The sequence below is a fragment of the Bacillus sp. FH genome, from assembly GCF_052216825.1.
Classification (GTDB): domain Bacteria; phylum Bacillota; class Bacilli; order Bacillales; family Bacillaceae_G; genus Bacillus_A; species Bacillus_A paranthracis.
Genome location: NZ_JBQOUU010000007.1, coordinates 1 through 22,035 on the forward strand (window position 1 = coordinate 1; position 22,035 = coordinate 22,035).

At 31.2% G+C, this 22,035-nt stretch carries 25 protein-coding genes and 4 pseudogenes; 16 read left to right on the plus strand and 13 right to left on the minus strand.

Annotation, left to right across the window (positions count from 1 at the left end):
* Positions 1-381: pseudogene (locus ACTT1L_RS16215) on the plus strand (hypothetical protein); the annotation flags it as partial.
* A gap of 102 nt (positions 382-483) precedes the next feature.
* Here the strand turns inward: ACTT1L_RS16215 and ACTT1L_RS16220 are convergent.
* Positions 484-663, minus strand: coding sequence for a hypothetical protein (locus ACTT1L_RS16220; protein ID WP_000026321.1), 180 nt, complete (start codon positions 661-663; stop codon positions 484-486).
* Between the two features lie 90 nt (positions 664-753).
* On the minus strand, positions 754-1,011 hold the full coding sequence (locus tag ACTT1L_RS16225; RefSeq protein WP_071741648.1) for a hypothetical protein: 258 nt from the start codon (positions 1,009-1,011) through the stop codon (positions 754-756).
* 136 nt (positions 1,012-1,147) lie between these two features.
* Between ACTT1L_RS16225 and ACTT1L_RS16230 the strand changes: the two genes are divergently transcribed.
* The 4 genes from ACTT1L_RS16230 to ACTT1L_RS16245 all read left to right on the plus strand — a co-directional run bounded on the left by ACTT1L_RS16230 (position 1,148) and on the right by ACTT1L_RS16245 (position 4,381).
* The gene (locus tag ACTT1L_RS16230; RefSeq protein ID WP_257807759.1) at positions 1,148-2,578 is read left to right on the plus strand and encodes a PQQ-dependent sugar dehydrogenase; all 1,431 of its coding nucleotides are present in this window, start codon (positions 1,148-1,150) and stop codon (positions 2,576-2,578) included.
* A gap of 181 nt (positions 2,579-2,759) precedes the next feature.
* Positions 2,760-3,332 (plus strand): hypothetical protein, encoded by a 573-nt coding sequence (locus tag ACTT1L_RS16235; protein WP_001079219.1) that lies wholly within the window; start codon positions 2,760-2,762, stop codon positions 3,330-3,332.
* 27 nt (positions 3,333-3,359) lie between these two features.
* Positions 3,360-3,923, plus strand: coding sequence for a GNAT family N-acetyltransferase (locus ACTT1L_RS16240; RefSeq protein WP_048557892.1), 564 nt, complete (start codon positions 3,360-3,362; stop codon positions 3,921-3,923).
* A gap of 77 nt (positions 3,924-4,000) precedes the next feature.
* Positions 4,001-4,381, plus strand: coding sequence for a nucleotide excision repair endonuclease (locus ACTT1L_RS16245; protein WP_001048949.1), 381 nt, complete (start codon positions 4,001-4,003; stop codon positions 4,379-4,381).
* Between the two features lie 52 nt (positions 4,382-4,433).
* Here ACTT1L_RS16245 and ACTT1L_RS16250 read toward each other — a convergent pair whose 3' ends face one another.
* On the minus strand, positions 4,434-4,640 hold the full coding sequence (locus ACTT1L_RS16250) for a hypothetical protein (RefSeq protein WP_061130441.1): 207 nt from the start codon (positions 4,638-4,640) through the stop codon (positions 4,434-4,436).
* Between the two features lie 132 nt (positions 4,641-4,772).
* Here ACTT1L_RS16250 and ACTT1L_RS16255 point away from each other — a divergent pair, with 132 nt between their 5' ends.
* The 5 genes and pseudogenes from ACTT1L_RS16255 to ACTT1L_RS16275 all read left to right on the plus strand — a co-directional run.
* Positions 4,773-5,552: an undecaprenyl-diphosphate phosphatase gene (locus tag ACTT1L_RS16255; protein ID WP_076868892.1), complete on the plus strand. Its 780-nt coding sequence runs from the start codon at positions 4,773-4,775 to the stop codon at positions 5,550-5,552.
* Positions 5,553-5,634: 82 nt separating this feature from the next.
* Positions 5,635-6,957 (plus strand): FAD-dependent monooxygenase, encoded by a 1,323-nt coding sequence (locus ACTT1L_RS16260; protein WP_048557891.1) that lies wholly within the window; start codon positions 5,635-5,637, stop codon positions 6,955-6,957.
* Between the two features lie 63 nt (positions 6,958-7,020).
* Entirely contained in the window at positions 7,021-7,548 is a 528-nt protein-coding gene (locus tag ACTT1L_RS16265; RefSeq protein WP_242231050.1) for a GNAT family N-acetyltransferase, read from the plus strand.
* A 16-nt stretch (positions 7,549-7,564) separates the two neighbouring features.
* The gene (locus ACTT1L_RS16270; RefSeq protein ID WP_000999059.1) at positions 7,565-8,086 is read left to right on the plus strand and encodes a YfiT family bacillithiol transferase; all 522 of its coding nucleotides are present in this window, start codon (positions 7,565-7,567) and stop codon (positions 8,084-8,086) included.
* A 1-nt stretch (position 8,087) separates the two neighbouring features.
* Positions 8,088-8,561: pseudogene (locus ACTT1L_RS16275) on the plus strand (GNAT family N-acetyltransferase); the annotation flags it as partial.
* 121 nt (positions 8,562-8,682) lie between these two features.
* Here the strand turns inward: ACTT1L_RS16275 and ACTT1L_RS16280 are convergent.
* Positions 8,683-9,060, minus strand: a complete 378-nt coding sequence (locus ACTT1L_RS16280; protein ID WP_000522480.1) for a PH domain-containing protein — start codon at positions 9,058-9,060, stop codon at positions 8,683-8,685.
* 179 nt (positions 9,061-9,239) lie between these two features.
* Here ACTT1L_RS16280 and ACTT1L_RS16285 point away from each other — a divergent pair, with 179 nt between their 5' ends.
* From ACTT1L_RS16285 to ACTT1L_RS16305, 5 genes are all read left to right on the plus strand, one after another.
* The gene (locus ACTT1L_RS16285) at positions 9,240-10,091 is read left to right on the plus strand and encodes a patatin-like phospholipase family protein (protein WP_000789269.1); all 852 of its coding nucleotides are present in this window, start codon (positions 9,240-9,242) and stop codon (positions 10,089-10,091) included.
* 12 nt (positions 10,092-10,103) lie between these two features.
* Positions 10,104-10,475 (plus strand): YxiJ-like family protein, encoded by a 372-nt coding sequence (locus tag ACTT1L_RS16290; RefSeq protein ID WP_046199133.1) that lies wholly within the window; start codon positions 10,104-10,106, stop codon positions 10,473-10,475.
* Between the two features lie 253 nt (positions 10,476-10,728).
* Positions 10,729-11,094, plus strand: coding sequence for a hypothetical protein (locus ACTT1L_RS16295; RefSeq protein WP_000428034.1), 366 nt, complete (start codon positions 10,729-10,731; stop codon positions 11,092-11,094).
* An 87-nt stretch (positions 11,095-11,181) separates the two neighbouring features.
* Positions 11,182-12,807: a DnaJ family domain-containing protein gene (locus ACTT1L_RS16300; RefSeq protein ID WP_071741651.1), complete on the plus strand. Its 1,626-nt coding sequence runs from the start codon at positions 11,182-11,184 to the stop codon at positions 12,805-12,807.
* A 78-nt stretch (positions 12,808-12,885) separates the two neighbouring features.
* Positions 12,886-13,701, plus strand: a complete 816-nt coding sequence (locus ACTT1L_RS16305; RefSeq protein ID WP_000799819.1) for a YwqG family protein — start codon at positions 12,886-12,888, stop codon at positions 13,699-13,701.
* Between the two features lie 723 nt (positions 13,702-14,424).
* Here the strand turns inward: ACTT1L_RS16305 and ACTT1L_RS16310 are convergent.
* The 3 genes and pseudogenes from ACTT1L_RS16310 to ACTT1L_RS16320 form a co-directional block, all read right to left on the minus strand.
* On the minus strand, positions 14,425-14,820 hold the full coding sequence (locus ACTT1L_RS16310) for a RidA family protein (protein WP_047956312.1): 396 nt from the start codon (positions 14,818-14,820) through the stop codon (positions 14,425-14,427).
* Positions 14,821-14,929: 109 nt separating this feature from the next.
* Positions 14,930-16,015, minus strand: coding sequence for a hypothetical protein (locus ACTT1L_RS16315; RefSeq protein ID WP_442821996.1), 1,086 nt, complete (start codon positions 16,013-16,015; stop codon positions 14,930-14,932).
* 165 nt (positions 16,016-16,180) lie between these two features.
* Positions 16,181-16,813: pseudogene (locus ACTT1L_RS16320) on the minus strand (endonuclease); the annotation flags it as partial.
* 249 nt (positions 16,814-17,062) lie between these two features.
* Between ACTT1L_RS16320 and ACTT1L_RS16325 the strand changes: the two are divergent.
* A pseudogene (locus ACTT1L_RS16325) lies at positions 17,063-17,464 on the plus strand (MBL fold metallo-hydrolase); the annotation flags it as partial.
* A gap of 55 nt (positions 17,465-17,519) precedes the next feature.
* On the opposite strand, the gene ACTT1L_RS16330 reads toward ACTT1L_RS16325, so the two are convergent.
* From ACTT1L_RS16330 to ACTT1L_RS16355, 6 genes are all read right to left on the minus strand, one after another.
* The gene (locus tag ACTT1L_RS16330) at positions 17,520-18,353 is read right to left on the minus strand and encodes an alpha/beta hydrolase (protein ID WP_262718172.1); all 834 of its coding nucleotides are present in this window, start codon (positions 18,351-18,353) and stop codon (positions 17,520-17,522) included.
* Positions 18,354-18,398: 45 nt separating this feature from the next.
* Complete coding sequence (locus tag ACTT1L_RS16335) at positions 18,399-18,920, minus strand: NUDIX hydrolase (protein ID WP_242231045.1); 522 nt, start codon at positions 18,918-18,920, stop codon at positions 18,399-18,401.
* A gap of 22 nt (positions 18,921-18,942) precedes the next feature.
* Positions 18,943-20,073 (minus strand): DNA polymerase III subunit beta, encoded by a 1,131-nt coding sequence (gene dnaN / locus ACTT1L_RS16340; protein WP_242231043.1) that lies wholly within the window; start codon positions 20,071-20,073, stop codon positions 18,943-18,945.
* Positions 20,074-20,103: 30 nt separating this feature from the next.
* Positions 20,104-20,547 carry an NUDIX hydrolase gene (locus ACTT1L_RS16345; RefSeq protein WP_000757640.1) on the minus strand — a complete coding sequence of 148 codons (444 nt, stop codon included), beginning with the start codon at positions 20,545-20,547 and terminating at the stop codon, positions 20,104-20,106.
* A gap of 214 nt (positions 20,548-20,761) precedes the next feature.
* A complete protein-coding gene (locus tag ACTT1L_RS16350) occupies positions 20,762-21,187 on the minus strand; it encodes a GNAT family N-acetyltransferase (RefSeq protein WP_000706717.1) in 426 nt (141 codons plus the stop codon).
* A 189-nt stretch (positions 21,188-21,376) separates the two neighbouring features.
* The gene (locus ACTT1L_RS16355) at positions 21,377-22,003 is read right to left on the minus strand and encodes a cadmium resistance transporter (protein ID WP_098671583.1); all 627 of its coding nucleotides are present in this window, start codon (positions 22,001-22,003) and stop codon (positions 21,377-21,379) included.
* Positions 22,004-22,035: the final 32 nt, after the last annotated feature.

Below are 22,035 nucleotides of genomic sequence, written 5' to 3' on the forward strand. Positions count from 1 at the left end.
CTATGTAACTTCTGGTTAGGTTATGTAACCTACTCGTTCGGTTGTGCAAGCCGGTATTTAACCGAGCCTCTCATTGTCCGTTCTCTAGTTTTCGCATTTATCGTGAAACGCTTTCGCGTTTTTCGTGCGCCGCTTCACTGCGATGTTCACGGGAAAAATGTGATGATGGAAAAAGGAAGGGGATATGTAGTCGATGTATCTGATTTCTTAAAAACAAATGAAGATAGTAAGTGGAGAGATCTAGAAAAGGCATATTTTACATTTTATTTGCCTTTCATTTATAAATTGCCTTTCCCTGTTAAAATTCCGTATTTTATGTTAAACATTGTTAGACGTTCGTATAGAAAATATAAGAATCTTAAAAAGAAATTCAAGTTGTAATACTTATAAGTGAACCGCTAGTAAACAAAAGGACCGTACATATTAGAGATGTACGGTCCTAATCTTTTTTATGCATACATATTTTTGCTAGTTATATCACTATCAATCCCAAAACGAGATATTTTGAATAAATGAAATCGTCAAAATAAGTGTTGATGCGGAACCAGCAGTTAATAACATTACTATTTTTCGTCCATTCTGTTCTTTTGAAGGTTTTATAAGTTCTGTAATCAACACAATCCATATTATTATAGAAACTATAGAAATAATATTTATAGACATATGTAACACATCCCTTCTTGTTTTTACATAAACATTTCTTTTTTATAAATTAAAAGCAGTTTAACAATAAAATATGTACAGCATTATAAATCAATATTTTCTTGTTAAACCATCTTTTTTAAATAGAAATACGACTGATAAAATAATAACAACAGCCTTCAAACTGCCCCAATATGGATAAATAGCATGATCTGTTAGATTAGCATGCTGAAAAATGTTCTCTAATCCAAAAATCCCAATAATGACCGCTAAAAGAAAAGCAGCTTTTCCAATAGTTGTATTACGATAGAGGGTAAATAAATATAGTGCAAATATAAGCGGTAAGATGATTTGTAGTAAAAGTGTCATAAGTAGCCCTCCTAGTTTATTTATAATTATATTATATACAAAATTGTAATAAAAAGGAATTTCTCTTTTTGATACTAATAAGATCCCTCTAATCATACTCTTCTATTAAAAAGAATATAAAGGGGTGTAAAGTTAATTGACAAAAGTTAAAGTTCGTTTACGACCCATTGTTCATAACATCAATTTACCCACTGTAATAAAAACAGCAATTCTTCCAGGTGAATCGGCTGAAAGGCTATTTATTGCAACGCAATTAGGAGAGGTTTTCTACATAGGAGATGGCGTCATAAAAACATTTTTAAATATTCGTCCGCGAATTATAAAATTAGGCACATCTGAAGAAGGTGTCTCTAGTAGTGGTTATGATGAACGAGGATTGCTAGGACTAGCATTTCATCCACAATTTTATCAAAACGGTTTATTTTATCTTCATTATTCTGTCGCTGGCACTCAAGGACCTAGTGCACTTTCTGAACAATTTAAACCGAATCCTTGTGACCCGAAAACTTTAAATTTAAAATGGCTAAATAGAGATACGCAATATGATCATATCGATACAATTGAAGAATGGATTTTACAATCAAACGGTCACCCTCAAAAACGTAGAACATTACTTAATATAAAACGCCCATTTTTTAATCATAATGGAGTAAATACTTTAAACTTTTCTCCAGAGACGGGGAAACTTGTTTTTACAAATGGAGATGGCGGCTCGGGTTATGATCCGTTCAATTTAAGCCAAGATGATTTAGAAATAGCAGGTAAAATTATTGAAATCGATGTAAGTAAAAATACATTCATAAATAATCCTCCAGTCGTTACACGCTTTAATGAACTTCCTCTATCTATACAAGAAACACTTACAGTAATTGCGAAAGGTGTTCGTAATATAACCGGTATTTCATTCCAAAGGTTTTATAATCAGTATATTAAATATGCAGGTAATGTCGGACAGGATATTGTAGAGTCTATTTTTTCATTTGTTCAATATAAACCAATCCGGGTTACCGAACTTGTTCAAATGCATGTAATGAGACTCACTTCAAATCAAGATGGATTTATTAATTTTGGTTGGAGAGGATGGGAAGGAGAATTGCCTACTTCTTTTATAAAACACTGTTCTGAAAATCCTACTTTTGATGAGAGAACAATGGCTTATTATAATGAAACAATAGAAACATCAGTGAAGCGAATTCAGCCACTCATTAGTTATTTTCATAAAGATCCAAGACCGGATAAGTTTGGAGGAACTTCACTAACAGGCGTTCAACCATATATGGGAACTGCAATCCCGAATTTACATGGTAGTGTTGTGTTTACTGACCTTGCTAGAAAAGAAGAGTCTCGGCCGCCAGTTAAAGGTGTATTAGCATATACTAGAGCAGGTACAGATGGTAAACATACTGATTTTCATGTTATTGAAACTGATTATGATTTTGGTACGCAATCAGCTTATTATATGAGTTTAGGAACAAATTTGGATCAAACTAGGTTATATTTAGGAGTTTACGGTTCTATGAAAGTAACTGATTTTAACAAAGGTACCATTTTTGAAATTATCCCTTAATACGATATACACTCGTAGTTTAATCGTACAAGGAATTCCCTTTGTTTTAAAACGTACAAGTTCTCCCCCTAAAAGCCTTTTATTGTATAGTAACTCATTACAAGTAGAACACAGCTCATAAACCACTAGTGTATGAATAAGATAGAAAGTGATGGATGAGATATCTTTAGGGGGTATTTTGATGAATCGATTTGTACGTTATTGGTGTCAACTTATGATAAAGAATAATGGGGACTTTGTTCATAAAAGAAAATTATCCCTAGCAAATAAAGTAGTCATTACAGCTTTAATGAGTGCTTTGGCCACCATGTTTCAAGCAGCAGGTAACTTAATTCCTGGTATAGGGTTATTTATTAGCCCTTTTGCGACGTTACCAATTTTTTTGGCGATTTGCTACTCTATTCGTGAGGGAGTACTTTCTTATTTCCTTACTATTCTCCTATTATTTATTATTGAGCCAAGTGAACTAATTGTTTTTCCTTTTACTACAGGTTTATTAGGTATAGCCTTAGGGCTTTCCTTTATACAATTCAAGAGGAGAATTTGGGTTGTTTCCTTTTCTGCAATTTGTCTACTTATAGGAATTATGATAGTTCTCGATATTTTCCGTTTTCCAGTACTTGGTCCTACTATTCATACAACTATGGATATAAAAATTATTTTATCAATATTTATACTGAGCTTTCTATACTGCTGGATCTATGCAGGGCTTTGTAGAATATTGTTGAATAGAGTATATAGAGTATGGTTTTAACACTTGTATGGAATGGAGACTTAAAACATGTATAACGTTGCAATTAGGAGACCAAATTCGGATGATTTAGAGGAACTACACTTATTTTTCCGTATAGTTATTACGAATACATATAAAGACGAAGGATTATCACAACTATTGGATGACATAGAAAATGAAATTGACATGAAAAAGCAATATTTGAAAACAGATTTTGATAGTAATGGAGAAAAACGTTACTTTTTATTAGCAATAGATACAAATAACGATAAAATCATTGGTACAATTGAAGTTGGTCCAGCAAGTACATTGATTAATAGTTGTACAGGCGGTGTACTTAAGGATTTGTATGAAATAGGAACTGTTTTTATACTGCCAGAGTATCAAAGAAAGGGTATTGGAAGTTTGCTACTAAACACAATGTTTCTTACGTTACTTAGCAGAGGAATAACAGAATTCTGTTTAGATAGTGGCTACAAAAAAGCACAAAGTATATGGACGAAGAAGTTTGGAGAGCCTAGTTATGTACTGAAAGATTATTGGGGAGAATCAAGTGATCATATAATTTGGAAGAAGAGTTTATATGATACACCTATAATATTTGAATTATAAAATGAAATATGGCTATGAACGTAGCTTTTCTTACATATGTATGCTATTATTTATCTTTATAATAAAAGAGGACGTGAATGAACTTGATTAAAATTAGTATCCCTGAAGTTGATGTTACAATTACTGAACGTAAACAAGTTATTAGAGGAGACGAGCCAAGAATTACGCCAATCAATGGTTTTATCGATTTCCACTTGTTCCCTAGAGATAAAGGCGGCATTTTTATGTTTTACAATATTAATGACGAACTACTTTTCGTAGGTAAAGCTCGTAAAATTAGACAACGTATTAAGAAGCATTTCGAAGACAATGTTTCTCCAATTAAAAATCACCGTGATGAAGTATACCGCATTGATGCATGTATCGTAGAAGATCCAACAGAAAGAGAAATTTACGAAACATATATCATTAATGAATACAAAGCAAAATATAACGTTGATAAAGTATTCTATAAATAAGCAATAAAAAAACAATCCTAGCACATATACTGGGATTGTTTTTTATTTAGATTTAGCCCCCATATTTTTCTCCTTTTTTTAAATGATTAGCAGCAATAAAACAAACTACACCTATACATATAAGTACAATTCCAATTGTTTTATGTTTTCCAAAAAAGAAAGGAATATCAGAAATAACATTTGTCATACATAACCCTACAAATACAAGGATAGGTCCTACCCACAGTAATACATTGCCGAATTTCGTATGTTGCCACATAGTAAGCCTCCTTACCTCTTTTTACATATATATCCATGAATTAAAAGTAAATTCATAGAGAAATACAGTTTTTTTCATATCGAAAATTTAACCTTCATATATTGGTACAAGCAAACAAGAAAGGGGACCATCATGAATTGGTTAGAAGCTTTTATATTAGGGATCGTACAAGGTTTAACAGAGTTTTTACCGATAAGTAGTACAGGTCATCTTTATTTAGGAAGGCATTTGTTTCAATTAGATGAAGCAGGATTGTTTTTAGATACGATGCTGCACATTGGGACTTTACTTGCAGTGTTTATTTATTACAAAAAAGAATTTATATATTTAATCAAAAATCCATTTTCAAAACTAATGCTACTACTTATTGTTGGGACGATACCTGCGGTTGTAATCGGGTTGTTATTTAAAGACTTTTTTGAGGATATTTCAAAAACAGGTATTACGATTGGTTGGGAGTTTTTAGTGACCGGATTCTTCCTCTACATGGCGGATAAACAAAAGAATGGTCGTAAAAAAATGGATGACATTACATATAAAGATGCATTTATCATTGGTTCATTTCAAGCAGCGGCTATTTTTCCGGCTATTTCTCGTTCTGGTATGACAATCGTCGCTGCATTATGGAGGAAGTTAGACCGCGAAACCGCTGCTTACTTTTCCTTTTTATTATCAACGCCAGCTATTGTCGGAGCTATCATTTTGCAATTTGCAGATGTTTTTCAAGGGAAAGCAGAATCTATTTCTAGTACATCTTTAATTGTCGGAACGTTATCAGCAGCGTTTTTTGGATACATAGCCGTTTCATGGATGATTCAATATTTAAAACGTCACTCTTTAAAAGTATTCGCGTATTACGTATGGGGATTAGGTATTTTAATTTTAACGTTGCAATTTACTGATGTATTTTAAGTATAATGATAAAGAAGTTAATTTGTTTAAGATCCTGTTTCATTCATACAAGGCAGGATCTCTTTTTATTAAGGGGGAAAACATGTTTAATAAGGCTATCGTTATTGGTGGAAGTATGGCAGGAAAGTTCGCAGCAAAAGCATTATCAACTTCTTTTAAAGAAATAATCATTATAGAAGCTGGTGAAAGATGGGATGGAAAGTCTTCGAGAAAAAGAGTTCCACAAAGTAATCATCCTCATGTGTTATTAAAAGGCGGAGAAAACGCCATTGAGGAATTGTTTCCAAATATTACGAACGAATTAATAGAAGCAGGTAGTATCGTAAATAACTTTACTCGCGATTTAAAATGGCATCAATTTGGTTTATGGAAACAGCCATTCACAGGAGAAGTACATATGATTCAACAAAGTAGGTTTTTGCTTGAATGGCATATTCAAAAACGAATACATCAAATTTCAAATATCACCAGTAAATTTAAAACACTAGTGGAAGGGTTAATAGTAGACAGAAAGGCTAACAAAGTATGTGGAGTAAAAGTTAAATGTTTAGAGACAGGCATACAAGAAGAAATACATGCAGATATTGTTGTTGATGCAAGTGGATTTAGTTCAAAAAGTATAGAGTGGCTACGAGAATACGAAATTGAAGTACAAGAAGAGAAAGTTCGTATTAATTTATTTTACGCAACGAAAATGTTTAAACTTAAAGAAAATGAGGAGTTAGACTGCTGTAATATGCTAATGTCTCCAAGTTTCCCTGACAATCCGCATGGTGTTCTTATTCAAACGATTGAGGATAATCGTTATTTTGTTACTTTCAGCGGGTATGCAAGTGAGAAAGCACCACAAACAGATGAGGAATTTTATAATTTTGCTGAAAATCTATCAATCTCCAATGTTACAGATTTCCTAAATAAAGCGGAGGCAATTTCAGATATCAAAACGTATAAAATTCCTTATCAAGTACGTCGGAGATTTGATCTCACTACAAATATGCCAGAAGGATTATTAGTCGTTGGAGATGCACACTGTCGTTTTGATCCTGTTTTCGGTCAAGGTGTTTCCGTTGCAGCTATGGAAGCTCACCAGTTGCAATTACTTCTGCAAGGTAGAAAACAACTTGATAAAACATTTACAAAACAATTTTATAAAAAGGCAGCTACTATAATAGAAACCCCTTGGGATATGACAACAACGGAAATATCACGTCACCCGCAGCTACAGAGAGAATTAACTACAAAACAAAAATTTCAGCTATGGTACACGAAACAAATATATCGACTATCCGCAAGTAATTCTGATGTTTATATTCGGTTAGTACGAGTGATGAATTTAATTCGTAGTCCATTTCACCTATTTCATCCAAAAGTGCTACTTGCTGTGTTATTAAAACGAAAGAAATAGCAGGAAAATAGTTGATTAAAAAAGAATATATAACAGTTAGTAGATATAGAAGGGGTAATCGAAATGAAAATATACATAGAACAATTAAAGAAACACGATGCTAAGGATTTATTTACGTTTGAACTTACGAATAAGTCTTTTTTTGAAACAATGGTACCTAATCGTGGCTCGCAATATTTTGATTTTGAATATTTTCAAAAACTACTAGATGATTTATTAATAGAACAGGCGGATGGAGAATCTTATTTTTATTTAATTCGTAACGAAGAAAATGAAATTGTAGGAAGAATAAATTTAATAGATATAGATTCGGAGACTCGAATCAGTTCGTTAGGTTATCGGGTCGGAGAAAAATTTACTAAAAAAGGAGTTGCAACTGCAGCCGTAAAATTAATTTTAGACGTAGCAAAAAATAATGAAATTAATGAGGTTCATGCTAAAACAACTTCTAATAATCTTGCATCACAAATTGTACTAGAAAAAAGCAGGTTTTCTTCTTATCAAAACGAAGCAGATACAACATCTGTACAATTGAATGGGGAACAGGTGAATTTTGTACATTATATTTGGAGAAATACTTCGCGCTTATAAGAAGGGGGACTTATTCATGAATGATTTACGATATCCAATTGGGCAATTTACATACAAACGTCCTATAACGGAAGACATGATAGATACATGGATTCAAGAAATTGAAGATTTACCTAATGAACTAACGAAAGCTATTAAAGATTTAGATCAGAAGCAGTTAGACACACCGTACCGCGTTGGTGGATGGACAGTTCGTCAAGTAGTCCATCACGTTGTTGACAGCCACATGAATAGCTACATACGCTTTAAATTAGCACTAACAGAAAAGAATCCAACGATTAAACCATATAAAGAAGAAAAGTGGGCAGAATTACCTGATTCTAAATTACCAGTAGATGTTTCATTAGTAATGTTAGAGTCATTACATAAAAGATGGGTTAACCTTTTATATTCTTTAGAACTTGAAGATTTAGAAAAGACATTTAACCATCCAGATACTGGTGAAACAAAACTTGCTGCTGCAATTGGACTATATGCATGGCATGGTCGTCATCATACAGCTCATATAACTTCATTAAGAAAACGACTAAATTGGTAACATGGAGATTACATTAGAGAAGGCAACAGAAAGTGATGCAGCAGTTTTATTTCAAATGCAAATAGACTCATTTAACCCTTTATTACATAAATATAAAGACTATGAAACAAACCCAGCAAATGAATCTATTGAAAAAACTATATTTAGAATAAATAATCCCAGCAGTAATTTTTATAAGATGATAATAGATTCGAAACTTGTTGGAGCGATATGTATATCCCAAAAAGAACTACCTTATAAATTTTGGATCAGTCCAATGTTTATTCATCCAATCTATCAAGGGAAAGGAATTGCTCAGAAGGTACTTATTTTAATTGAAGAGATGTTTCCAGAAGCACGAAGTTTTGAACTTGCTACGATTTTAGAAGAAGAAAGAAATTGTTTTCTATACGAAAAGATGGGATATAAAAGAACAGAAGTAACTAAGAAATTAAATGATAAAACTACACTTATTTATTACAAAAAAGAAAGGTAAAGCGTTTAAAATACACTTTACCTTTTTATGTTATTTTAGATTAAATATACAATTTTGATGTATATTCTTCCAAAATAATCGGATTAGTAATTTTTAAAATGAATAAACATGCAAAAATACACTATTTCGTCGTATATGTTACCAACGCTTTTTGAATGCTTAAAACACTATCGTCACCTTTAAATTCTTTCGTAATTGGCGTGCTCAAACTAGATACCCAAATTTTAAGTTCAGCGTCTAAATCAAAATGCCCAGCTGTTTCAATGCTAAATTGTGTAATGCTTTTATAAGGGATTGAATGATACTCAGTTTTTTTACCTGATATTCCTTGTTTATCTACTAAAATAAGACGACGATTTGTGAATACAATTAAATCACGAATTAATTTATAAGCATGTTCAACTTTCTCATCGTCTAACATAATCTTCTCTAAATCACGTTCTACACTTTCTGTACTCGTATTTGATGCATTTCCTAAAATACCGCTAAATAAACCCATAGGAAATTCCTCCTCCATTATTTGTGGAATGTGTTACTTATATTGTACCATGCAACTCGGTGTGAAGTTATGATATTACATTAGTAGTTTCTGGCTATTGTTGTAATCCTTTTATATAACCTCATCTTAATATCTTATGCTAATATGTAAGTAAGAAAAAAGAAGCAGAGGGATATAGCATGAAAAATATCGGTTTAGTATTAGAAGGCGGAGGAATGAAAGGTTTATATACTGCAGGCGTACTCGAATATTTTATGGAAAAGAACTTATTTTTCCCTTATGTAGTGGGCGTATCCGCTGGAGCTTGTATGGGAGCAACTTATTTATCACGTCAAAAAGGGAGAAATAAAAAAGTAAATACAGAGTTAGTAGCAGATCATCGTTATATATCTTATCGAAATTTAATTCGAAAACGTGAATTATTCGGAATGGATTTTTTATTTGATGAAGTACCTAATAAAATTGTACCATTTGATTTTCAAACTTTCTTAAACTCAAATGAACAGTTTGTTATAGGAACGACTGACTGCGAATCAGGACAAGCTATTTATTATAATAAAGCAGAACACGGAAATGATATTTTAAAAATCATTCGTGCATCTAGCTCAGTGCCGTTTATAGCGCCTGCTGTAGAATATGATAATCGAAAATTACTAGATGGAGGAATTATAGATCCTATTCCGGTTTTAAAAGCGCAAACTGATGGTTATGAAAAGAACGTTGTAATTATGACAAAACCAGAAGGATATGAGAAGCAACGAAATAAATTTTCTGGCCTAGCTAAAATTTTATATAGGAAATATCCGAATATCGCACAATCTTTAGTAGAACATTATCGTTTTTATAATGAGACGATATCTTATATGAATCAAATAGAACAAAAAGACAACTTTTATATTATTCAGCCTAGCGTACAGCTTCCAATAAGCGGAATAGAAAGAAGTAAAGAAAAGCTCGTTAATTTATATAATCTTGGCTATACAGATGCTCAATATCATTATGAAAACTTATTAAATTGGATAGAAAACTAAAGGGGTGGAAAGTTGAAGTTAGGAAAAAGGGTTATTTTTAATGAATTGCAGAAAATGCATAGTCCACTGCATAAACCGTTTCCTTATCGTGCTACAGCAAAATTGCAGCGAGACTTAAAAAGTAAATTTACCGAAGATGATTGTATAAACGCTGATTTTAATCATTATTGGATGCATACAGCAGCTACTTTAAATTCTATACTAAATGGAAACATACAGAACATTACGTTTCAACAAATAAAGTGGTTAAGAAAATCGTTTTTTGAGTGGTTTCCACAATATCGTTTTTTAGAAACAGAGATTATGAAGTATCCCATTTTGTATAGAGATTTCATGAATTATGAAAAGACTCGAAAGTTATTACTTTATTACCTTACTGATTAAAAACGTACAAGCGGTGCTACTTGTACGTTTTTTGTTCATAAAATATTCAATATTAACAACTTGTCCATGTAGGTATTTTAACGAGAAAAAAGAAGTACATATAGAGAATGTGTGAGGGAGGAGATAGAAGTTTGTTAGCTGTTTTCCTTTCAATTCATGTCCAACTCAAATATTTCGAGTAAAATTCGCTTCTAAATGGTATTATCAAATATCAAGAAAACTAATTTAGAAACGAAGAAGGGACAGGTTTAATATGGAAAACATATCAAATGTAGATAAAGTAGAATCAATTAAATCTTTACAGTCAACAATCCGTAAACTTGAAAATGCGCTATCTCAAATGACTCAAAAAGGCTCAAACACTACTTTAGTGAAAAAAAGACTCAAAGCAGCTAGTATCGGCTTAGCTATGTTAGAAAGTATTTGGAATCAAGAAACCCATCATTACACGCAAGAGGATTTAGCAGACGCTCGAAATGTTCTAATTGGTTTGCTTCCATCAATTGAAAAGATTTATGTTAAGTCAAAGCTCGGGAGTCCTCAAAGAACTCTTTTAGAAAGAAGAATAAAATCATTGGAACTTTCTATTCAAGCAATTGATCATTTTTCTAATCAATAACTTCTCTAAACACATAACTTACGACTACTTTTATATAGGGATTCTAATGAAAAACTACATATAGAATACTACAAAGGAGGAAGAGAGGTGACTACAATAATCAGTCCTAAGTTAGAGAAGCTTAAAAATCAATTAAAGAATGGAAACGAAAAAGCTCTTTATACTTTTTTGGATGAAATCAAGTCAAATCATACACCACTAGTAGAACAATGTCCTATAGATAATCAGTATAAACTTATAACGTATATATGGTTAGGTGATCAAAATACTGAAAATGTTTATGTAGTCGGTAGTTTTCCTGGTTGGGATCTGTCTGTAAATCAATTACAACGATTGTTACAGACAGATATTTGGTATATTACGTTTAGGACGAATAAAAGGTTCATTTCAACTTATTATTTTACAGTAAATGATTTTTTCAAAAATGATTGGAGAAAGCGTAGTGAACAGTACCGACTAGACCCATTCAATGAAAATGTATTTGGAGAAGGTGCCAATAAAGCGTCTGTGTTAAAAATAGATATGGAAGTGCAGTATAGCAGTCGTTTTCCTTCAAATGATTATCCATCCGGAAAGATTGAAACATATTCTTTTTATAGTTCGATTTTAAATAACACACGTAAAATTCATATTTATACGCCTCATGATTATTCTCACACTTCACATCTTCAAGAACTTCTCATTGTATTTGATGGGAATTCATTCATTAATGACCTTTCAATCACAAAAACACTTAATTATTTAATTTACGAAAAAGAAATCCCATCGTGTATTGCTGTTGCTATAGATCCTGTTGATCGATTAGAAGAGCTAACTTATAACGATAAAATGAATACATTTTTAACGAAGGAATTACTTCTGTGGATTCAGGCTAAGTATCGTGTGCATAAAGAAGCGAAACATACAACAATTGCAGGTTTCAGTCTTGGTGGCCTAGCAGCTTTTTATGCAGCACTTCAAAATCCATATATTTTCGGAAATGTGTTGTCAATGTCTGGATCCGTACATTGGGAAAAGGATAATTACGAAAATACAATTCCTTGGATTGAAAATCAAATTTCATCAATAGATTTTAATACGACTCATCTCAATTCTTACATAGCAGTAGGTGAACTTGAAAACGAACCTCTTTTAACGGCTAATAAACGGCTATATAGAGCTTTAGAAGAAAAGAAATACCAAACCACTTATGAAGAGTTTCAAGGCGGACATGATAGCGTGTGGTGGCGAGAAAAGCTATTCGATGGATTAAGGGCATTAGAACTTACAAAAACGACACTAAAAAATAAAAAGGAGAGAGAATCTATGAATCAAGAAGAACTAGATAAAAAACTAAAAAAGCAAGAGATTTTAGTAAAAGATGAGAAAGTTTGGTCCTATACGTATGAGGATCATATTAGTTCTATCGTTAAAGAAGCAGAAAAGAAAGGGTCTTTTGATAATTTACCTGGTAAAGGGAAACCACTGAATCTTGATAAAGATCTTTCGTACAATCCTGAAAAACAACTGTATAGAACTTTGAAAAATAATCATGTTTTACCTAGATGGATTGAGATTTCAAAGGAAATTGATGACTTAAAAGAAAAACTAAAAGAAAATACAAATACTGCAGAAGCAGCGAATTTAATTCGAACTATTAATAAAAAGGTTTTAGAACATAATTTACTTTGTCCAGCAAGTGCGCAAAAAACGAGGGTGAAAACGGACTTTTAACAATTTTTCATGAAGCTATCTCTTGCTATATAATTAAGTAAGGCATTTTCAATTCATTATGAAAGGGAGGCAAATGTGATGAAAAATACGTATCAACTTCAAATTCCGAAAGAACTAGAACAGTATCGTACTATTTTAGAAGAAAGTGTAAAACCGTATATTAAAGTGACTGGAACGAAAGCAGAGACAACTCTTTTTGAGAGTAAGTTTGGTGGTTATCCGTATTTACCTATAGATCAAGAGCATCCTAAAGATTCAAATGGACAACCTATGATGTTACTTGCGCAATTAAACTTTGAAGAAATTCCGCATGTTGAATATATGCCCCAAAAAGGAATATTGCAGTTTTTCGTAAGTACTGATGATGAGCTTTATGGAGCAGATTTTGATCACCCAACAATCCAAAAAGACTTTCGAATTATTTATCATTCTACAATTACTGAAGATTTAAATAAGGTAATTACTGATTTTAGTTATTTAAACATTTTAGAAATAGAAGACTTTATCATACCTGAAGCAGCAAAATTACAATTTGAATTAGATTATCAACCCATAACATCTAGAGATTATCGATTTGAAAAGATGTTTAGTGAGGATATTGATTGGGAAGAAATTGTTGATGAAGAAAATAATACAGAATTAGGCGAACTGTATGATGATTTATGTAAAGATTTCGGACATAAAATTGGTGGTTATCCATTTTTTACACAGACAGATCCAAGGGAATGGGAAGAAAAATACCAACAACATGATATATTATTACTACAAATCGATACAGACGACTCATTAAATATTATGTGGGGAGATTCTGGTGTTGCTAATTTCTTTATTAAAAAAGAAGATTTGTTAAATCTAGATTTTTCCAATGTTATTTACAACTGGGATTGCTACTAAAAAGATATAAATGAAATACTAGCAAGCTAAAAAATCTTCCTGAAGGTGAGGGAGATTTTTTTATGTTAAAAATAAACGTTATGTTAACTAGAGTGTAAGATAATACGAATAATAAAAGTCAAGCGTAAATAACAGAAATAACAAGAAATAATGTAAAGTTGTAAAACGTGTGTAAATAGCAATAAATTTATAAAGTACAACATAAAATAAAATTATTAATTTATATTTTGTAAAAAGATTTTTCTGCATAAAAAAATTGTTACTGATCAAAAAATGTTTTTGATTCGTTAAATCTTAATCAATAATCGATTAAGATTTGCTGTGATGAATTTATAACTAAAAAACGACAAAAACTGTATAAATTCGTTTAAAGAAGATTTTATGTGAATCTCACTAAAAATCTCTGTTTCGTCTCATTAAGTATAGTTTACTTGTATTTTGATACCTGATATTACTTTGGTTCTATAACTGCCTATAATATATATTATGTTAACTGGATAAAAGTAATAAACTTATTATACGTTAGTTTGTATTGTTACGCTTCCCTTTTCATCAGATTCATTCTGTGTAATCAATTGTGTGCTTATTTGTTGTTGTTTTATGAGTTGTTGATGATAATGTCTCCAGATATAAATTATATTTAAGACAATAAAAAATGCAATTCGTTTTAAATGAACACATTAAACGAATTGCATGGATATGATTCATAATAAGTTTTTAAAATTAGTTTGCTACAGCAATTGCTTCGATTTCAATTAATAAGTTATCGTTAATTAACTTTCTAACTTCGACAGCTGAACTTGCTGGCGGATTATTAGTGTCAATGTATTGATCTCGAATATCTCTAACAACGGCCATTTGAGAAATGTCTGTTAAGAAAAATGTTAATTTTACTACATCATTGAAATTTAAGTCTGACGCTTCTAATGCGATTTTAATATTTTCAAATACTTGTCGTGTTTGTGTAGCTAAATCATTAATTCCAACAATTTGACCGTCTATATTAATTGCTACTTGTCCAGATATGTAAATCGTTCGTTTAGCGTTACTAACTTCCACTACATGTGAGTATCCAAAAGTTGGTGGCATCGTTTCTGGATTGATAAATTTCTTTTGCATGGCTCTTCTCCTCTTTGAATATCTTATTTTCTTTATATTAGATTTTAAATTCAGATTTTACCGTTCAGCTGCTACATTTGTAAATGTATATTAACACTTTAATTTAAAGTTATTGATGGATTATGTACGTTTGATTTTTTTGTGTGCTTGTTATAATTACACCTTGTTTTATTAATTCTTCAGTTACTTTTGTATAGAAAAAGTGATACCACCAGATAAAAAACTCTTCATAAGTAATTTCTTTTGAGTATCTGCTGCTGGCAAAGTATTGTTTTAAAGGTTTATCGTTTTCATTGAATAATAAGACTAAATCTTCACTGATTGTGTTTGCAATTTCGGTAAGTATAAATAAGTCTGTTGATTTAAATACAGGGATAACAGGTTGTGAATTTTGATATAAGCCTAATTTTTCGTAAACTACGTTTAAATGTAAGTCTTTTTGTCTATCTGCTGCTACGAAACCTTTTACTAATTGTTTTTTCTTATAATTAATATCGGTACTATTGTTTTGAAAATATTCTTTAAATGTTTCGTTATCTGCTGTTATTAAATTTAATGTTGAATATCGAGAATTTCCATAAAGACCAATTTGAACTTCTCCTAAATCTAAATACGTATTACCATACATCCCGAAAGCCTCTATATCTGTTAGTTCTTGTTCTTGAATAGCATAATAATATCGTTTCTTATTTCTTAAAGGTCGTTTCTTTTTTAAATAGTTTTCTTCAATGTAATTTATTTGTCCAAAATCTAATAACACACCACTATACAATAAAAGACTATAAGATTCTCTAGATAAATGATTAAACGTGTCGATTCTTTTTGAAATATCTTCAATATGACTTGAATAGTTTTCAAAAATCTTAAGTGTTGGTTTAATTAGAGGTTCACAAAGATTATAAAGCTTTTCTCCTTCACAAACTGTTATAATCATACACGTTGGATAGTACCTCCCTCCTATTTGTTTCAATAGCCCCTCTGCTTCTAATAAATTAACACGCTTTTCAAATTCATCATTCGTCCAATTTAACATCATTTTTATAGCATTTGACTCAAAACCAAGATGAATCAATACAAGTAAATATTGAAGTTTCGTTCCTTTTATTTTTATAGATGGCGAATTATCTCCAGACGAAATCATTTTTGCTTCATAAGCTGTATGTAATATATTCTCCGGACTATTATTAGTGAACATTTCATATTCTCTCCCTTACTAATAAATTCATTATAAAATCTATGTATTTATTAAGTTCTATAAACGAAAATGAGTGTCCTCTAATAATCTCAAATTAAAAACCTTAGCATAGATATACTAAGGTTCCTTACATTTTTATAATGAATGAATTCTTTCATAGTCTTTTTTAAAATGTTTATTTTGATTTAGTAATTCGGCTGGTAAATTATGATTTTGTAGTACCTGATTTAAAGAATTCATAAAGCTATATGATCCTCCTACAAAGCTTACTGTATAAGTTTCATACTTGACGTAACCATCCCCATCAAAATATTCACGAACAAAATGATGTAAATATTCTTCTGGTACGAAAGGGAATTCAATGTTAAAAGATTTACATGGCATAATTCCATGTATGTTCATAAGGTTATATTTTATTGTTTTGCTATTAATATTTAGCATATATACACCTGTTTTTTTGTTTTGGTATAGCGGCTGATTTGTTTTTAGTTCTTTTTTTATATCTTCTAAAATATAACTTTCTTTTTGTATAACACCATCCGCTGCTATAAATCCTAAAATATAAGCCATATTATTTGACCACATTTTAAAATAATTTTCTGTTATGTCATATTTTCTCTTCCAACTGCCTATAGCGCGCCTTGGTACGTTGCTATCTGATAGAACCATCCGAATATACCTCGCAGACACATTAGCAAGCGTAGCTATTTCTGAGGTACTCTTCCCTTCTGTATATAGCTGCGTTATTTCAGATTTCGATAGTTTACATTTTGATTTCTTTTTTCTCTCTATTTGCACTTACATCCTCCCCTTCCTTTTAATAATTAGGGACATATTTTCTTCTATAACATATAACAAAACGTATGTTCTTTGTTACTTGTAAGAAGAAATTTACTAAATTAAAACAATTTACATTTACTTAGTATTCGTTTTATCTGCTGCTGCATGGTTTTTATTTTGTATATAAGAATAATGAATTTGACAAATTTATTAAATGTACTGCAATTACGGTGAAAGGTAAAATGATTTCGTTTAAACTACAAATAGCCACAGTTTGGAGATGCCTCTTCCCCGTTTCCTCTGTTTAATAGTAAACGTTATAGTGGTGCTTTTTCTTTAGAGCATGAAGATCTTCAAGAGATTGATGCAAAATACGGTCCATTCGATCTTACGTTAATGGAATGCGGGCAATATGATCCAAGGTGGTCTGCAATTCATATGTTGCCTGAAGAAACAGTACAAGCTCATATTGATGTACAAGGAGAATTACTTCTTCCGATTCATTGGGGTGCTTTTACATTAGCATTACACGAATGGAGTGACCCGATAGAACGTGTTACGAAAGAAGCTAACCGTTTAGGAGTTAAAATTACAACACCTCAAATTGGGGAATCTATTACGTTAAAATCTACAGACTATCCTAGGTATGCTTGGTGGCAAAAAGTCTAATTATAATAAAAAGCGAATCTGTCTCATATAGAAGATTCGCTTTTTTTCTTATTAATTATAATGTATTTTTTACAAACTGATTAAACTTGTCTATTTCTTCAACGAATGGATTATGATTACTTTCTTCAAATTTAGTTAATGTTGCGTTCGGGATTAAATTTGCTATTTCACGAGAAAATATGTAGGGACATTGTACATCATGCTTACCACAGTATATAAAACTTGGGATTTTTACGAATTTAAGTTTCTGACGAACATCATAATCTTTATATTCAACTTGTCTAAAATAATTTAACCGATTGCCAACTGTCTTTCCGCTATTCGGCAATTTTAATGCCTCTTCAAGCTTTTCTTCAGAATAAAAAGACATAAGTGCCCACTCTCTACTTAATGCTTTTCTTTCTTCTTGTACTGTACTATCATCATTTAATGCATTCATAATTGATACGATTCTATTAAATTTTACATTTTCACTACAATATATACTATCTTTATGAGATGCATATTCCTTGCTCGCCGCTGCGCCACCAACAATTATTTTCGTTAAACTTTCTTGTGCTTCAGTCGCATATACAAGAGCTAACATCCCTCCTGTCGAATGACCAGCAAACCCCCACTTATTAATATATAAAGCTTCTCGAATCGCTTCTAAATCTTTAATCGTTTCGGTCATACTATATTCAGAATCAGTTTTAGCCAAATCTGAATTGCCACATCCTTTTAAGTTAACTAAATATACGCTATAATGGTCAGTAAATGGGTTTGCAAAAGTATTTCCATTATCATTATACTCACTATACAAATGAGTAACGCAAAGTGGAGGTCCTTCTCCCTTTAGAAAATATTCAAACTTTCCTCTTGGAGTTTTGATAATATTTGTTGTCCACATATCGAATCTCCTATCTGAAATTTTCATTTTCTCTTAGTTTGTTATTTATAAGCGAATAGTATTATATAAAGAAGTAAGTAACCTATCCTGCTTAACCAATTTCTGATTCCTATAATTTATTAATTTATGATTAGATAAAATAAAATTATGCTCTAATATGAATTCATTGTGGAGCACTTCAACTAAAAATTTAGGTATCATCTCTCCTACGCCGTAATTATAATCACTAAGAATCCAAGAAATCTCTTTCCAATCTAGAATTCCTTCTGAGACTTTTTTTGGAGTGTGATATATAAATTCATGAAGTAACTCTACTAGATAAACATACATACCGCCAGAATATGAAGAATCCTCCCATGTAATAATGCCTTTAAATTGAATTTGGTCATACGTAACTTTTATATTAGTCTCTTCTTTTATTTCACGAATCGCATTTTCTAAAGGTGTTTCGCCCTTTTCTATCTTTCCTCCTACACCATTCCATAATCCTTTTACCGGATCATATTCTCTATTTAACATAAGTATCTCTTCATTTCTTTTTATAAAACATAAAGTGTGCTTGTACATAACGTGATTCCTTCCTCCGTTTTTAATAAGCTCTTACTGGAGATATAAGATGGATTGCTGCAGAGTGTGTCCCTGCTTCAACTAATATCGGTCTCATAGAACCGCTGAAACTTAAAGTAACCGTTTCTTCTTTTATTGCCCTTAAAGCATCCAACATAAATCGTCCATCGAAAGATATATTGAATTGTTTTTCACCTTGAATTACATCTATCTGTTGTGTCTCAGATATTTTTCCAATCTGAGAAGCATTAGAAGAAACTTTAATTGTAGATTCATTTACAATTTCTAAGTTAACATTGTTATTTGCCCATTCACTTGCTAATAAGCTTGATCGATCTACCCCTTGTAACATTCTTTGTCTATCTATGTTAATGACTGTTTGAAATTCATTTGGAATTAAACTAGATATATTAGGATATTTCCCTTCAATTAATCTTGAATATAATGTAATTGTGCCGAATGTAAAAATAATGTGGCTTTCTGATAGATAAATAGAAACGAATTCTAAATTGCTGTTCATTAATTTTAAAAGTTCATTAATGGTTGCACTTGGTACAATACAATTCGCTTTCACATTAGTAGAAATTAATGTTTCACGTATAGCTAGTCTATGAGAGTCAGTTGCAGCGCATATTAATTTGTTGTGGTCTAACTTGATATGTACTCCAGTAAGAACGGGTCTAGATTCATTTTTCGCTACTGCAAAGACTGTTTGTTTAAACGCATCAATCAATTGTTTTGTTTCTATTTGTATTTCTGCATGATCGTCTATTTGTGGTACGTTAGGAAATTCATTCGCTGGAAAGCCATTTAAGTTTAATGTGATTTCTTCTGATTGTATGGTAATTGTTTGCTCATTCTTACTTTTTATTACTATATCGCTTGGCATTTTCTTTATAATTTCAATGAAGTATTTTGCAGGTACAACAATTGTTCCTGCTTTTAAGGTAGTCGTAATTTGTTCGTCATCCATGGAACTAGGGATGAATTTTTCGATGAAAATATTTGAATTACTTGCGATTAAAGTAATTCCAGATTGATCTGCAGTTATTTTTATACCGGATAGTATAGGAATTATAGCTTTGGTAGATATTGCTTTACTTACTTCTGAAAGTGCTTGAGTGAAATGTTTATGATTAACGATAAACTCCATTTTTTCCCCGCCTTACATGAAATGATAGTTTTATGAAGATTGATGAATGATTGTTCCGTTAAAAAAGTAAGGTACTGTTTCTTTCCTTTGTAATATATTTAATAAGTGTTCTGGTATACGTAAATGCGGTTCTGCTCTATGTAATTCCATCCAAGTAATCTCTTCAATTTCTTTTGGCCTTGTTATATTTGTTTCCCCTCCAATTATTTCTCCTAAAAAATTAAAGAATATTGCATGATGTCCTCTCTCTTCAAAAAAAGCTTCGCTAATGTAACAAATACCATTTACAGTTATATGTAGACCGGTTTCTTCTTTCACTTCTCGAATGACTGCCTCCTCTAACGTTTCTCCTAATTTAACTGCACCACCTGGTAGTGTGTAATAAGAACCATTCTTCCCTTTGTTTTTTACCATTAAGATCTTTTCATTTGTTTTATCGTATAAAAGCGCATATGTAACATTTACTTTTTTCATCTAAGTCCACCTTCAATAACGAGAATTTTCTGTCTTTGTTACATTCTACCATTTAATCGTTTTAAAATATAAAAAAATTAATAGAGTATTTCATTTATCTATCCTTAGTAAAGGTAATAATTGATCCCCCTTCATTTCTAAATAAAAAGAACGTATTTTGAAAGTAATTATTCAACGTACGCTCTTTATGATTTGATTGATTCATTTTGGGATTCTATATATTTTCTAACCTTTTTTCCAAATAGTATCGATTATGTCCTTTAGGGTGATCTTCACTTACTCCAATTACTTTATATCCATGTTTTTTATAAAAAGCAGGTGCCTGAAAGCTAAAAGTATCTAAATTGATTAGGCTACACTCTTTTTCAATTGCAAATTCTTCAATAAGTTTTATTAACTTGGTTCCATAACCTTCGTGTCTATATTCTTCAGAAACCCATAAGAAATCAACATGTACGTGGTGCCAAAATGTAATTCCAGTTATTCCGCCTACTATTTCTTCATTTTCATTTTTCACTATAAAACTAATTTTTTCTGAAGGCTTTTTCTCTTCATCTGAAATATGTTTTTGATTATATTCAATTACTTTTTCTCTTATGTAATCACTATCTTCTTGGACCCATTGTTTTACTATTTTCATTTTAATTATCACGCTCCTTTTAAAGTATCTATTCAATTTAATAATCGTAATATCCTGTCTAACTTAATTGTCGTAGTGCAATGTTTCATTTCACTAAAATTTAAAAAAGCCGTACTACATTTTATTTGTAGTACAGCTTTTTACCGCGTTTGATTCTTTTTACTTAAAACTTCCGTTAGTTTGAACGTATTAGTACAATAATTCAATTGTATTACTGCGAAAAAGAATGAACATTCCTAAACCAATTAGAACAATTGGAACGATAATATGACAATTTCTCTCAAGTACTTTAGCTAAAATAGGAGCTCTTAACAATGTGTAGCTAATCAAACACCATATTGCTATCATGCAAAAAAAGATAATTAATGTAACGATATTTGCTTCCAAGGATTGACTAGTGAACATTGGTATATAAATTGAGATATTATCAGCTCCATTAGCTAATGTAATCGCAGCTACTTTAAATAATGAACTAGAAGCTTTATCAATGACTTCATTACTTTTGTTAGAACGAAGTGAGAATAGTCCTTTAATCCCCATATAAATTGGCACGAATCCTAATAATCCAATCCACGATATAGGAATGAAAAAAGAGCTTAAGGAACCAATAATACTTAGAAAAATAATTACACTAAACCCCAAATATTGTCCAATAACAATATAAAGTTCTTTTATCTTAGTTTTTCCCTGGAAAGTTCTATCTTCTTCCTTACATACTCCTGTCTTTACTTGTGAAAATAAAACAAGGAGTATAAAAATATCATCAATATTTGTTGAAGTAAATGCAATAAAAGAAGAAATTATAGTTGTAACCAAAATAAGCCAACTACCTTTATAATGAAATGTAT